The organism is Caulobacter sp., from assembly GCF_035254145.1.
Taxonomy (GTDB): Bacteria; Pseudomonadota; Alphaproteobacteria; order Caulobacterales; family Caulobacteraceae; genus Caulobacter.
Genome location: NZ_DATFAV010000316.1, coordinates 1 through 13924, shown reverse-complemented (window position 1 = coordinate 13924; position 13924 = coordinate 1). Strand labels below are relative to the sequence as shown.

The following is a 13924-nucleotide window of genomic DNA, read 5'->3' as shown; positions in this document are numbered from 1 at the left end:
GTTGTCGCCCGAGGTGATCATCGTCTACGCCCGGCGCGCCACGGTCCAGAAGTACCTGCATCAATCCGGCCAGGGGACCTAGCGAACGATCACTCGGCGTCTTCGCGCGCATCGGGGCGGATGAGCAGCGAGAAAAAAAGGCTGGCGCGCGCAGTGCACGCGCCAGCAGGAGGGGCCGAGGTCCTGGGCGGAGGGTCTAGCCGGTGGCCTCAGGCGGCCGGGGCCGGCGCGGCGTGGGGGGGCTCCTCGACGAACAACGCCGCGATGAAGGCCACGCCCGCCAGAGCCGCGCACACCAACTGCGCGGCGGCCAGGCCGCGATGGTCCGCCACCCAGCCGGCCAGGGTCGGCGCGCCGCCGCCGCCGATGATCTCGCCCACGAACAACAGGATCGCGAAGGTCGTCGAGGCTATCTGCGGCGGCACCGTCTCGCCGGGCACGACATAGATCATCAGCGTGAAGGCCCCGGAGGCCACGAACCCGAGCACCACCACGGCCGCCACCCACCAGGCCGAGAGCGACATCAGCGCCAGGGCGACCGGCGTGGCCGTCGAACACAGGCAGGCGGCGATCAGGCACGCCCGGCGGCCCATCTTGTCGGAGAGGGCCGGCAGGACGATGCCGCCGATGCTGTGAATGACGCCCAAGGCCATGAAGAACAGGATCTTCGAGGTCGGCGAAAACGCCGGCAGCGAGGAGAGGTAGAGCGGCAGGAAGGCGGCGGAGGCCACCGTAGAGCCGATCAGGGTGACGGCCCCCACCAGCGCCAGGAAGATGTTACGGCGCCTGATGAAGCCCAGGGCGCCGCGCAGGTCCAATCGCTCCGTGGCGAGCGGACCGCCTAGCCCCCGCGGCCGCGTGGCGATCCACACCGCCAGGGCCACGAGCGGACCAGGAATGGCGATGGCCAGGAAAGCCGAACGCCAGCCCAGCGTCGCCGAGAGCCCGGTCATGATCGGGGGGGCTAGCACCGCGCCTACCAGGGCCGAGCCGCCGATGATCATGCCAAGGTTCGCGCCCCGTCGCCCAGGCGGCGACACCGCCGAGACCGTCGACTGGATCAAGGGCAGGACCGGACCCTCGAAGACGCCCATGGCCACGCGCAGTAGCAGCAGCGCCACGAAGCTGGAGACCAGGCCGGATAGCCCGCCGACGATTGAAAAGCCGATCGTGCAGACCACGATCAGCAGCCGCGGGCGAACGCCCAGGATGTCGCTGGCCAGTGAGCAGACGACGCTGGACAGCGCCCAGGCCAGTGACGTCGCCGACATCAGTTGGCCCAGTTGGGTGTTGGTCAGGTGCAGCTGACCCTGGATGGCCGGGAATAGGAAGCTGATGCCGGTGCGGTTGAGGAAGACGAGGGCGGCGCAGGTGGCGAGCACCAGCAGCAGGCCAAGCTCGCCCGCCGCGCGCCGGCTGGCCGGCGCTGCGGCGCTCGGCAGGGGGGCGGATGCCAAGGTCAATGCGTTCCTCCGTCGGAATTGACGCCGAAATAGTCCGGCGGCGCGGGGCCCCAGAGATAGAGACCGTTCTCGGGCGAGGCCTCGGTGCTGGGCCAGTCGAAGTCGGCCGGCACGTAGTCCATGTCGAAGCTGTATTCGGCGAAGCTGCCCCAGGGATCGCGAACATAGTGGAAATAGTTCGAGCCCAGCACGTGGCGCCCAAGGCCCCAGCCTTCGGCGTAGCCCGCGCGCGCCATCTGGGCCGCGCCGAGGCCGACCTCGTCGACCGAACCGACCTCCCAGGCGCTGTGATGGAAGCCGGCCTGGCTCGATTGGGCGAAGGCGACCATGTGGTGCTCGCTGCCATGCGCGCCGTGCAGAAACGCGCCCGGCCCCGAGCGATCCGACAGGCGTAGGCCCAGGGCGTCGATGTAGAAGGCCAGGGTGGCGTCTAAGTTGGGGGTGAAGAAGGCCGCGTGCGACATGCGCCGCGGATGCACCAGGGGCGCGGCGTCGCGCATCGGCGCCCCGCGAAGCGTCGATGGCGCCGCCGCCGGAACCGCCTTGGCGTCGGGCGAGGACTTCTCGGCCACGCGCAGCTCGATGGCCAGGCCATGGGGATCCTCCAGCCAGAGCGATGCCCCCGGGCCGCCGCTGGCGGCGATTCCCAGGCGCGCCAGGCGCGCGGCGAAGCGCTCGAGGTCGTCCTCGAAGATCCCGAAGCTCAGGTGCTTCAGGGCCTTGCGCGGGCCGGGCGCGATCCGCATCCAGCGGTGGTTTCCGCCCAGGACGTGGATGGCGAGCGCCTCGCCGTCGTCGTGGACCTCCAGGCCGAAGGCCTCGTAGAAGCGCCGCGCCACGCCCAGGTCCGGCACGGTGATGGCGAAGTGGTCGAGCGAATGGACGCCCAGGACCCCGGGGCGCCGCGCGCGCAGGGCTTGGGCCATCAGGCGTCTCCCGCCGTGGGGGTGGGTTCGTCGGCGATCGGATTGGACAGCAGGCCAACGCCCTCGATGCTGACCTCGCAGACATCGCCCGGCTTCATCCAGAGCGGCGGCTTGCGCGCCGCCCCGACGCCGGACGGAGTGCCAGAAACGATGACGTCGCCGGGCTCCAGGGTGATGGCCTCCGAGAGGATCGCCACCAGTCGCGCCACGTCGAAGATGAGCTCGTCGGTCGAGGCGCTTTGCACCACCTCCCCGTTGAGGCGGGTCTCCAGGCGCAGGCCCTTGCAGCCGAGCGGCAATTCGTCGGCGGTGACCAGTTCCGGCCCAAACGCGCCGGTGGCGTCGAAGGTCTTGCCGATGGTCCATTGCTGGGTCCGCACCTGGTAGTCGCGAACCGAGCCGTCGTTGAACACGGCATATCCGATCACATGGTCCAGCGCCCGGGCCTCGGAAATGTAGCGGCCGCCGCGGCCGATCACGACGGCCAGTTCGCCCTCGTAGTCGAGCTGGCTGGAAACGCGCGGGCGCAGGATCGGCGCGCCGTGGGCCACCAGGCTGGTGGCGTAACGGGCGAAAATGGCCGGGTAGGCCGGCGGGCTGAAGCCGGCCTCCTGGGAATGGGCCATGTAATTGAGCCCGATACAGATGATCTTGGGCGGGCGGGGCAGGGGCGGCAGCAGGTCGAGGTTCTTCGCGGCGACCACCGGCGCGGCGGCCAGGCGCTCGGCGGCCGCGGCCATCGCCGGGGCGCCGCCCTTGACCAGGTCCAGCAGGTCCGCGCCGAGGTCGGCCACGCGAGCCCCGTGATAGCCGCCTGGCGCGGCCAGGCCGACGGCTTCCTCGCCGTCGGCCGTGCGGTAGGAGATCCAACGCATCAAACTTTCTCCGTTTCGGTCGAGGCCGGGGCGGCGGCGAACAGGCGGCCGGTCACGCGCTCGAGGATTTGGGGGCCTGGCCAGGCCGCGCCGCGCCAGGCCACGTGCTGGTCCGGCCTCACCAGGGCCAGGGGCGCCTCGTACAGGGCGGCAAGGCGCGGGTCTGGCCGGCGCACGACGGCCAGGGGCGCCTTGACCTCGATGGCCTGGCGTGCGGCGGCGGCGACGTCATCTCCATGGCCCTCGGCGAAGACCAGCAGGGTGAAGCCGGGGCCAAAATGGTCATAAAGGGAACTGCCGTCCTCAAGCCAGGCGTGCGGGGCGAGCCGACCAGGATAGGCGCTGGGCTGGTAGTCGGTGGCCGACGGCGGCGGCTCTGCGGCCTCCGGCGCCACGAAGGGCGAACCGGCGTAGCTGTAGCCAAGGACGACCCCGAGGCTGCGAAACTCCCGGGCCCGGGTGGTCCGGATCAGGTCGCCGACCTCGCGGCGCAGCGCCTCGCCGGCGGGGCTGTCTTCCTCAAGCCCGTGGCGCACGATGGCGGCGTTGGCCGCGTGGTTGCCCACGGCTTCGTCGATGACGCTGCGGTGCACGGGGCGGCGCTCCAGCTCGTAGCTGTCGAGCAGGGCGGGCGCGGCCCACCCCTGCAGCACCCCGGCGAGCTTCCAACCCAAGTCCACGGAATCGCCTACGCCCAGGGTCATGCCATAGCCTCCCAGCGGCGGGTGCAGGTGGCAGGCGTCGCCAGCGATCAGCATGCGACCGAGCCGGTAGCGGGTCGCCACCAGCTGGTTGGCGTACCACTCGTCGCAGCTGAGGATCTCGAAGGACATGTCGACGCCCGTGGCCTTGCGGATCAGGGCGCCGGCCGAGTCATCGGTGAGCTGAAGATCTTCGGGGACGTTGGCGGGCATGAAGAACCACAGATCGCCCTTGTCCATCGGTCCCAGGGTGCTGGGCGTCTCGGCGTCGACCTGCCAGTACATGATCGCATCGCCCTGCGGATGCGCCTGCGCCAGCCCCGGCGCGCGGAAGATGATGTTGAAGTTGCGCGAGAGCCCCTGACGCCCCTCCATTGTCGCGCCGATCGTCTCGCGCACCAGGCTGCGCGGACCGTCGGCCCCGACCACGTACTGGCTGCGCACGAGGATCTCGTCGCCGCTGGCGGTGTCCGCCGCATGCGTCGTCACACCATGGGCGTCCTGCTCCAGGCCCTTCACCAAGACGTTGAAGCGGAGGTCGACGGTGGGCAGGGTGGCCACGTGCGCCCGGAGAACTTCCTCGAGCTTGTATTGCGGCACCCACTGAGCGTGCTCGGAGTAGAAGTCGTTCCTGGCCGGCGCGCAGCTGAAGGCGTTCTCGAAGCGCGCCAGCTGATGTTTGGCTAGGCGCGTGACGAAGACGATGTCGGAAGGGTAGTCGACCCCGAAGGGCGCGGCAGCGGCGAGGTCGGCGGCGACGCCCCATCGCCTTAGGTGCTCCCGGACGCGCGTGTGGGTGGTTTTGGCCCGCGGCGCATAGCCGACCCGATCGTTGCGTTCGACCACCAGGCACGAGATCCCGCGGGCGCCGAGCTCGGCGGCCAGGCCCAATCCTGTCGGCCCGGCTCCGATGACGAGCACGTCCGCTTCTAATTCGATCATTTCCTCTCCCCGAACCAGTTCGAGCTCGTCGCAGATCCTTGCGGTTCGAGCGCCATGTGGGCCTTGCGCGTTTTAGGGGAACGTGAGTTGCGCGAACGATGGCAAACGCTTGCCTGCGATGGCGAAAGCCCATCACTGATGACTTTGCGTCGCCGGCCCGAGAGGGCTAGGCGTTGCGTTAACAGGAGGATGATCGACATGAAGTTTCGGCACCTGCGCGCCATCACCGCCGTTGCCGAACGCGGCAGCCTGCGCGCCGCGGCGCGCCACCTGGGCATCGATCAGCCTTCGATCACCCGCAGCATCCGGGAGGTCGAGCAGGAGCTCGGCGTAGCCCTGTTCGAGCGCCACCCGCGTGGGGTGTCGCCCACCGCTATGGGGCAGGCCTTCCTGCGCCGCGCCGGTGCGATACAGAACGAGTTGCGCCTGGCGGTCGACGAGATCGCCCAGATGCGCGGCGAGGCCAGCGGCCAGGTTGCGGTGACCTTGTCCAGCGCCGTCCAGATGTCGCTGCTGCCGCGGGTGATCGCGCCCTTCCGCCGGCGCTACGATGACGTCTATCTGACGCTGCGGGAAGGCAGTTTCCCGACCGCAGAAGCTTCGCTGCTCGAAGGGGCGATCGACTTCTATGTCGGCCCAGTTCCCGAGGCGCCGCCCAAGGGTGAAGTGGTGGTCGAGAAGCTGTTCGACAACACCCGTCTGGTCTTTGGCCGCAAGGGCCATCCCAAAGCCGCCGCCAAAACCCTGGCCGAGCTTGCCGATGCGAAATGGATCCGCACGCTGGTGGCAGTCGACAACGCCACCGAGCTCGCCCAGGTCTTCGAGCACTTTGGCCTGCGGCCGCCGATCGTCGAGATGACCGCCGCCTCGACCATGGCGATCATGCTGGCCGTGGCCAATTCGGACCTGCTGACCATGCTGCCCAAGCAATGGCTGGAGTTCGTCGGCACGCGCGAACTGCTCCAGCCCATCGAGATCGCCGAGCGACTCCCGGCGCCGCCCGTCTGCATCGTCAGCCGGGCCCGCCTGCCGTTGACGCCGGCCGCCGAATTCCTCGCCGATCTCTTCCGGCGGGCCAGTGGCCGCCACGTCCAGGCCGCCGCGGGCTAGCCGTCTAAGCGATGGTATTTTGCCATCGATTGCGTGATTTTGCCATCGTTCAGCCGCGCGAGACGACGCTAGAAACCCCTTATCAAGATGCGGCTCGACCGCCGCCCAATGGGCGATAACAAGGGGGAGGACAGCGCATGGGGCGCGATAAATTTTGGCTGCTCGCGACGACGGCCGCCATGGCCTTGGCGACGGGCCACGGCGCTTTAGCCAAACAGGTCGGCGCGCCCGAGGCGAAGGGGCAGGACGACACCCTGTCGGAGATCATCGTCACGGCCTCGCGCCGCGAGCAGCGCCTCCAGGACGTCCCCGTTGCGGTCACAGCCCTGTCTTCGGAATCGCTGGATCGACTGAACGTGCGCAGCACCCAGGACCTGATGTCGGTCGTGCCCGGCCTGCAGGTCAGCACCCAGACGGCGGGCGACGGCGGTGGTTCGGCCACCTTCTTCCTGCGCGGCATGGGCCAGCAGCGATCGGGCAATGGCTCCGAACCCGCCGTCGGGGTCTATGTCGACGACTTCTACTATCCTTCGCTCTCGGGAACGCTGTTCAAGATCGTCGATCTCGAGCGCGTGGAGGTGCTGCGCGGGCCGCAGGGAACGCTCTTTGGTCGCAACACCATCGGCGGCGCCATCCGCTATACGACCCGCAACGCCAAGCTCGGCGCCTTCGACGGCCACCTGGCGGCCACCGCCGGCAACTATCAACGCTATGACCTCAGCGGCGCCGTCAATGTCCCGCTGGGCCAACGGGCGGCCCTTCGTCTGTCAGGGGGCCACCTTGAGCAGGACGGCTACGTGCGCCGCCAGACCGACGGCTCGCGTTCGGGCGGGACGACGACCGACCTGATCCGCGGCCAGGCCCATATCGAGCCGACCGAGAACACCTGGCTCGACGCCTCGGCCCAGTGGAGCCGCGACAAGCTCGACGGTTTCGCCTACCAGATCCCTGGTCCGATCTCGCCCAGGCCGGCTACGGTCCCCTTTATCTACAATGTCGCGGTCGCGCCGGCCTTGGGGCTGCCCCTCTACACCGACAGCCTCAAGTCGCGGTGCTTCTACTGCCAGCCCGGGACCGACGCGCCCGAGTTCAGCCAGACCACCAACAAGAACCTGTTGGTCACCGCGGGCTGGCGGATCGCCGAGGGCTTCACGATCAAGTCCCTGACCGGCTGGCAGGACATCTACAACAAACAGTCGTTCGACCTGGACGGCACCATCGCCTCGATCTTCGGGCGCGGCGTGCGTCCCGCCCAGACCTACGCCTTCTCCCAGGAACTGCAATTGAACGGGCAGATGCTGGACGGGCGCCTCAACTTCGTGGCCGGCGGTTTCTACTTCAACCAGCGCCAGCCGATCCGCAACCTCATCGCGCCCTTCTACGTGCTGGGCGCGCCAGCGCCTCCGGCGCCGGTCGAGAATCGCGACACCAAGTCCTACGCCGGCTTCGTCGACGGCTCGCTCAAGGTCACCGACAAGCTGAGCCTGCTGGGCGGCTTCCGCCTCAGCGAAGACCACAAGTCGGTGCTCGCCCAGGATCCCGCCGCGAAGGCGACGCTGGCGACTGCGGCCGACAAGTTCCGCAGCAGCACCTTCCATGCCGGCCTGCGGTACCAGTGGCGCCCCGACGTGATGAGCTATGCGAGCGTCTCGACCGGCTTCCGCGGCGGCGGCTTCAATCCCTACGACCCCCTGCAGTTGCCGAAGCTGCAGCCCTTCGATCCCGAGAAGTCGACCAGCTACGAGGTCGGCGCGCGCATGCAGTTCCTCGACCGCCGCGTCACGATTAATCCCACGGCCTTCTATGTCGACTGGACCAATATCCAGGTCCAGCAGGTGGTGCTGTCCAATCCGGTCCTCAACCAGGGCAGCGTCATCCTGCAAAACGCGGGCAAGGCGCGAAGCTACGGCTTCGAGCTGGAATGGTCGGTCCAGGCCAGCGACCACCTGCGCCTGTTCGGCAACTTCGCCTGGCTCGACATCCGCTATACCGACATTGGCAAGGCCAGCGGCATTACGCTGAAGAGCGACCTGCAACGCGCCCCGCCGGTCACCTATTCGGTCGGCGCCGCCCACACCCTGGACCTGGCTTCAGGCAAGGTGGTGACGACCGTCAACTACGCCTTCGAAGACGACCAACGCAGCACCCCGACCGATTCCGACGCCTTGCTGCTGCCCAGCTATGGCCTGCTGGGCGGACGCATCGATTTCACACCGGCGGGCGCGCGCTACATGATCGGCCTGTTCGGGACCAACCTCCTGGCCAAGCACTACTATGTCGGGGGCGTCGACTATTCCGGCAACGTCGGCACGGCCCACTATGACGTGGGCCGGCCGCGTGAGTTCGGCGTCTCCGCGCGCGTCAGCTTCTAGACGCGTGCGGACCCAAGGCAGACGAGGCCCCTCCGGGGCCATGAAATGCATTTTTTCGTAGAGGTGTATCGATGAGCGCGGACCAGACGGCGAGCCCAAGGACCAGCACTGCGAGCGATGACGGCGCGGCGATCTCGCCCGCCAATCGCAATGTCTTCCAGCCGCATGGCTACCCGGAAAAGCAGGTGGACCTGGGCGAGATCCGGATGAACTACGCCGAGGCCGGCTCGCCCGACAAGCCGGCGCTCCTGCTGATCCCGGGGCAGACGGAGTCCTGGTGGGGCTATGAGCAGGCGATGAGGCTGCTCGAGGCCGACTTCCATGTCTTCGCCGTGGATCTCCGCGGGCAGGGTCGCAGCACCTGGACCCCGGCGCGCTACACCTTCGACAATTTCGGCAACGATGTGGTCCGGTTTCTGGCCATGGTGGTCAAGCGGCCCGTGATCGTGGCGGGCAATTCCTCGGGCGGGGTTCTCTCGGCCTGGCTCTCGGCCTACGCCATGCCCGGCCAGATCCGCGCGGCCTTGCTGGAGGACCCGCCGCTGTTCGCTTGTGAGCGCACCCCCGCCCACGGCCATTCGATCCTCCAGGCCGGCGGGCCGATCTTCAAGATGTTCAACGACTATCTGGGCGACCAGTGGCGGGTCGGTGACTGGCGCGGCTTCACCGAGGCGCTGGTCAGGTTCGCGCCGGCCATCGCCGCGACGCGTTCGCCCCTGACCCGCCCGGAGCCGCCGCTCAACATCCAAGAATACGATCCCGAATGGGGCCGGGCCTTCTTCCAGGGCACGGTCTCCCAAAGCAGCCCGCACGACAAGCTGCTCGCCCAGGTCAAGACGCCGATCCTGCTCACCCAGCACATGCGGGCGATCGACCCGGTGACCGGCAACCTGATCGGCGCGGTCAGCGATTTCCAGGTCGAGCAGGTCAAGCGCCTGGTCGAAGGCGCCGGCGTCCGCTTCGACTGCGTCCGCCTGCCGGACGCCATGCACCAGATGCACATCGCCGATCCGGCGCGCTACGTGAAGGTGCTCACCGACTGGGCCAAGACCCTGGCCTAGTCGGTCCGGGAGGGACCTTGCCGTCCCTCCCGCTCCCCCATCGCCATGTCCCTCAACCGAGGCGCCGAAGGCGCGCCCGCGGAAAGCCACGCCATGTCCATCAACAAGGTCATCATCAGCTGCGCGATCACCGGCTCGGCGCACGTGCCATCGATGTCGGACGCCTTGCCGCTGACGCCGGACCAGATCGCCGCCGCGTCGATCGAAGCGGCCCAGGCCGGCGCGGCGATTATCCACCTGCACGCCCGAAATCCCGAGGATGGCTCGCCGACCGGCGATCCGGCCGTCTATGGCCAGTTCCTGCCGGTGATCAAGCAAGCCACCGACGCGGTGATCAACATCACCACGGGCGGCAGCGCCACCATGAGCGTCGAGGACAGGCTCGCCGCCGCCCTGGCGTTCGAGCCGGAGATGTGTTCGCTGAACATGGGTTCGATGAACTTCGCCTTCTTCCCCGCCGCCAAGCGGATCGCCCACTGGAAGCATGGCTGGGAAGAGGCCTATGTCCGCGGCTCGGACGCCTACATCTTCCGCAACACTTTCCGCGACATCCGCACGATCCTGGAGACGCTCGCCGGCACGGGCGCCAAGTTCGAGCACGAGTGCTATGATGTGGGCCACCTCTACAACCTGGCCCACTTCGTCGACGAGGGCCTCGTCAAGCCGCCGTTCCTTATCCAAATGGTGTTCGGCATCCTGGGCGGGATCGGCCCCGACCCCGAAAACCTGATGTTCATGAAGCAGACCGCCGACCGCCTGTTCGGTCGCGAGGCCTATCAGTGGTCGGTCTTGGCGGCGGGCCGCCACCAAATGCCATTCTGCACACAGGCCGCGCTGCTGGGTGGAAACGTGCGCGTGGGTCTGGAGGACAGTCTGTTCATCGAAAGGGGGAGGCTGGCGGTCTCGAACGCCGAGCAGGTGCTCAAGGTCAGAAGCATCCTTGCCGAACTGAGCCTGGAACCGGCGACGCCGGCCGAGGCGCGAGCCTTGCTCGGCCTTAAAGGTGGGGACTGTGTCGGCTTTTAGCGGGCGCTCGGTCCGACGCTAGAGCTCCCAGAGCCAAGTCGAAGGATCTGACGTTAGGGGATCAAGTGATCATTTTGGACGAGATGATATCGAAGGCTGGGACGTTACGGGTGACGCCAGTCTATTCGTGTTCAGCGGATGGGTCAGCCGCATTTCCAATCCTCAAGTTGGCATCAGCATACAACACTTCGTCAATTCGTTGTCTTCGCCGGTCAGAAACCAACGTCCCCTTCCTGGAAGCGAACCAACGTCGGCTCATGGCGCCGCACCGCCCCGAACCGGACGTGGCGATCAGTTGGAGAGCGCGGAAAGCCGGCATGCGATAAGCACTGCTCTTACATCATTCTCATACGCGCTAGAGTCGCCAGTCTAACTGCCAAACACGCCTATTGGTTCTTGAACCTGGTCCACTGCTCGAAATCGAAGGTCGGCTTCGGGCGCGTAGCGCGCACCTCGAAGACAAGGATGTCGCGCGAGGCTTCGCCTTGGTCGCGGGTGACGGTGACGACCGCCGTATGGATCCCTTCGGCTAAATCCTTCGGCAGATCGTAGCGCCAGAGATGCGGCGAGTGGTCGGCGCGGGACCCGCGCGGCTGCGGCGGCATGGGCGGCAGGCGCTTCTGGCGGCCCTGGACATAGCCTTGTGCTTCCGGATCGCCAGAGCGGCTCTGGATCGCCGTACGGGCCATGGTCAGTTGACGCTGCAGGGCGAACGGATCGGAATAGGCTGAGCCCGACCGGACCCGCTCGCCGCGCATCTGCTGGGTGCGGGTCATGGTCGCCGCCACGCCGCCGTCGATGGCGACCATGACCGTGGTCGTCGAGTCGCCCATCCAGACGTCGGCCGTGAGCCAGCTCTCGCCCTCGAGATCCGCGGGGGTCAGCAGCTTCACGTCCGGCAGGTCCTGGACGCTGAGCGGCGGGATGGCGTCGCGGCCGTCTTCGGGCGCGTCGCGCCAGGCGAAGATCTTGTCGGCCCAGGCGCGGAAGCGCGGGGTGCTGACCGACAGCCACATGGCCCGATCGCGCGGCAGGCCGCTGGCGCGGTAGTCCAGCGTGTAGTCGGTCCCGTTCACCGCGAAGTCGACATAGCCGCGTGGCGAACCGTCGCCCTGGATGCTCATGGGCGTGCCGTCGATGTCGTAGTCGCCGCCCCACCAATCGCCGGCCACGGCGCCGGCCACCAGGTGGCGGAACGGGATCGACGCGACCCCGACCGTGTCTTTCCAACCGGCCATCGAGTCGCCCGGGGCCATGTTCTCCAGCGTGTGGCTGTGGCCTGTCAGGGCCAGGGCGGGGCGGCCCTTCACCAGGGCGTAGAGCTCGTCGAGATGGGCGGTCTGGTGCGGCTGGGACTCGCTGTTGTCGAAGCCGACGAGCGGGATGTGGGCGGCGAAGACCACGAGTTTTTTCGGATCGGTGGTCTTCAGCACATTCTCGATGAAGGTCATCTGGTCGGGCAGCAGGCGGCCGGCGTAGGTCTTCCAGTACTGCTTGCAGAACGGCCGCTCCCGCGCCTCGCGCGGATCCTCGCCGCAGGGGAACGACACGTTGTCCAGCACGATGAACACCACTTGGCCCATCTCGAACGCGTAGTTGTTGGGGCCATACAGCCGCCGCCAGGTGTCGGAGCTGTCGATGTCGTGGTCGGCGTCGTGGTCGTAGTCATGGTTGCCCTGCACCCACCACTGCGGAACGCCGATCGCGCCCATGACCTCGGCGGTGCGGGGAATGAGGTGCAGGTCGTCGCTGACGATGTCGCCCAGGGCCAGGAGGCAGGCGGGCTTGCGGGGCGCGTTGAGCATCTCGCGGACCAGGGAGTCGCGGACGTAGCCGACCTCGATGTTCGATGCTGGCTGCACGTCGCCCAGCACCGCGCAATCGAAGCGTTGACCGGATTCTGTGGGAATGATCGGAAAGTTGATCGCCGAGGGCAGGGGGCCTGTCGGCGGCAGGCCGCCGTAGCGGAGGACCTTGGGCGTGCCGGCCGGCTTGTGCTGATAGGCGAACTGCGGGACCCAGCGTTGGTCGGTCGGCACGCGCCAGCCGCTGGGCTGGATCACGAACACGGCCATGTCCGGGCGTACGGGCAGGGCGTAGCGGCCAGCCTTGTCGGTCAGCACCACCTCGCGGCTGTTGGAGACTTTCACGCCGGCCACGCCACGCTCGCCCGTGTCCAGGCGGCCATTGTGGTTGGCGTCATCGAACACGACGCCGGCGATCGTGCGCTCGTCCGCGCGCGCGTCGTGGCGGACGTCGATCGCGGCGAAATAGGGCGTCGTCGGCGCGGCCAGGGCGGCTCCGGCGCAGCCGCCGAGCACCGTCGCGCACAGCAGGACGATCGGCAGGGGAGTCTTGATCACGACAGGCCTCTTCGCTGAAGACACGCCCCTATTGGCGGACGTCTGACACACCCCGATGAAGGCCCGCGCGATGACGGCGATCTGACCGCCGCGAACGGCTTCATGTGGATATTTGGGGGTTTGTGGTCAGATCGCTCACAAAGCGCAAGCCAATCTCTCGTGACATCGCCGTAAAATCAACAAATGTCACATCACATCCACAAATCGCGCCTAAAGGAGGCTGTGGCGAGGGGGCGGTGACTGTCAGGACGGTCGCAACGCTCGTCGGGCACAAATTTCTCTTTGGGAGAGTCGGTCGTGAGGCATCAAACTCGAGCCGGGCGGCGCCTGAGCGGCGTCATGGCGCTACGAGCGCTGGCCCTGGTCAGCACCTGCATTCCGGTGGTCGCGCTGATGACGACGCCGGCCTTCGCGGAGGACTACACCAACGTCCAGGCCTCGGGCCGCGTGCAGTCGGCGGAGGGCAAGCCGATCACCGGCGCGATGGTCCAGCTGACCTCGGAAGCCCTGGGCATGAAGCGTTTGGCGACCACCAACGCCAGCGGCGCCTATGTCATTCCGCAACTGCCGCCGGGCGCCTATGCGGTGTCGGTGACCGCCGAAGGCTTCGACGCCTACGCGGAAAATGGCGTGCTGATCAGCCGCGCGGGCGCCTCGAACCTCTTCACCCTGGCCCCCGTCGGTTCGGTCGAGGCCATCGTGGTCAAGGCCGGCCGGATGCGCACGCCGGACTTCGAGATCACCACCACCGGCGCGGCCATCGAGATCGGCGAACTTGTCGAGCGCGTGCCGGTCGGCCGCTCGCTGCGCGATATCGCCCTGATGTCGCCGGGCGTGGTCCAGGGCTCGTCCTCGGCGAACGGCTCGTTCGCCAATCAGATCTCGATCTCGGGCGCCAGCTTCATCGAGAACGCCTTCTTCGTGAACGGCCTGAACATCACCAACTTCCGCATGGGCCTGCTGCCGGTGGAAGTGCCGTTCGACTTCTACAAATCGGTGGAAGTGAAGACCGGCGGCTACCCCGCCGAGTTCGGCCGTTCGACCGGCGGCTTCGTCAACGCCATCACCAAGTCGGGCACGAACAG

At 67.7% G+C, this 13924-nt stretch carries 10 protein-coding genes; 5 read left to right on the top strand and 5 right to left on the bottom strand.

What is annotated here, in order from left to right:
- Positions 1-209: 209 nt before the first annotated feature.
- The 4 genes from VJ655_RS18915 to VJ655_RS18900 are packed head-to-tail and all read right to left on the bottom strand — an operon-like array spanning position 210 to position 4907.
- Complete coding sequence (locus VJ655_RS18915; protein ID WP_324113774.1) at positions 210-1463, bottom strand: MFS transporter; 1254 nt, start codon at positions 1461-1463, stop codon at positions 210-212.
- Entirely contained in the window at positions 1460-2389 is a 930-nt protein-coding gene (locus tag VJ655_RS18910) for a VOC family protein (protein ID WP_324113772.1), read from the bottom strand. The genes VJ655_RS18915 and VJ655_RS18910 overlap by 4 nt, the downstream gene beginning before the upstream one ends.
- A complete protein-coding gene (locus VJ655_RS18905; RefSeq protein ID WP_324113770.1) occupies positions 2389-3264 on the bottom strand; it encodes a fumarylacetoacetate hydrolase family protein in 876 nt (291 codons plus the stop codon). The genes VJ655_RS18910 and VJ655_RS18905 overlap by 1 nt, the downstream gene beginning before the upstream one ends.
- Positions 3264-4907 carry an FAD-dependent monooxygenase gene (locus VJ655_RS18900; RefSeq protein ID WP_324113768.1) on the bottom strand — a complete coding sequence of 548 codons (1644 nt, stop codon included), beginning with the start codon at positions 4905-4907 and terminating at the stop codon, positions 3264-3266. Before VJ655_RS18900 ends, VJ655_RS18905 begins: the two co-directional genes overlap by 1 nt.
- A gap of 198 nt (positions 4908-5105) precedes the next feature.
- On the opposite strand from VJ655_RS18900, the gene VJ655_RS18895 reads away from it, so the two are divergent.
- The 4 genes from VJ655_RS18895 to VJ655_RS18880 all read left to right on the top strand — a co-directional run bounded on the left by VJ655_RS18895 (position 5106) and on the right by VJ655_RS18880 (position 10476).
- Positions 5106-6017, top strand: a complete 912-nt coding sequence (locus VJ655_RS18895) for a LysR substrate-binding domain-containing protein (RefSeq protein ID WP_324113766.1) — start codon at positions 5106-5108, stop codon at positions 6015-6017.
- A gap of 137 nt (positions 6018-6154) precedes the next feature.
- Complete coding sequence (locus VJ655_RS18890; protein WP_324113764.1) at positions 6155-8389, top strand: TonB-dependent receptor; 2235 nt, start codon at positions 6155-6157, stop codon at positions 8387-8389.
- A 71-nt stretch (positions 8390-8460) separates the two neighbouring features.
- The gene (locus tag VJ655_RS18885) at positions 8461-9450 is read left to right on the top strand and encodes an alpha/beta hydrolase (RefSeq protein WP_324113762.1); all 990 of its coding nucleotides are present in this window, start codon (positions 8461-8463) and stop codon (positions 9448-9450) included.
- A gap of 93 nt (positions 9451-9543) precedes the next feature.
- Positions 9544-10476, top strand: a complete 933-nt coding sequence (locus tag VJ655_RS18880) for a 3-keto-5-aminohexanoate cleavage protein (RefSeq protein ID WP_324113760.1) — start codon at positions 9544-9546, stop codon at positions 10474-10476.
- A gap of 386 nt (positions 10477-10862) precedes the next feature.
- On the opposite strand, the gene VJ655_RS18875 is transcribed toward VJ655_RS18880, so the two are convergent.
- Positions 10863-12839, bottom strand: coding sequence for a calcineurin-like phosphoesterase C-terminal domain-containing protein (locus VJ655_RS18875; RefSeq protein ID WP_324113758.1), 1977 nt, complete (start codon positions 12837-12839; stop codon positions 10863-10865).
- Between the two features lie 339 nt (positions 12840-13178).
- Here VJ655_RS18875 and VJ655_RS18870 point away from each other — a divergent pair.
- Positions 13179-13924 (top strand): TonB-dependent receptor (locus VJ655_RS18870; protein WP_324113757.1); only part of this gene is annotated, 746 nt, incomplete at its 3' end.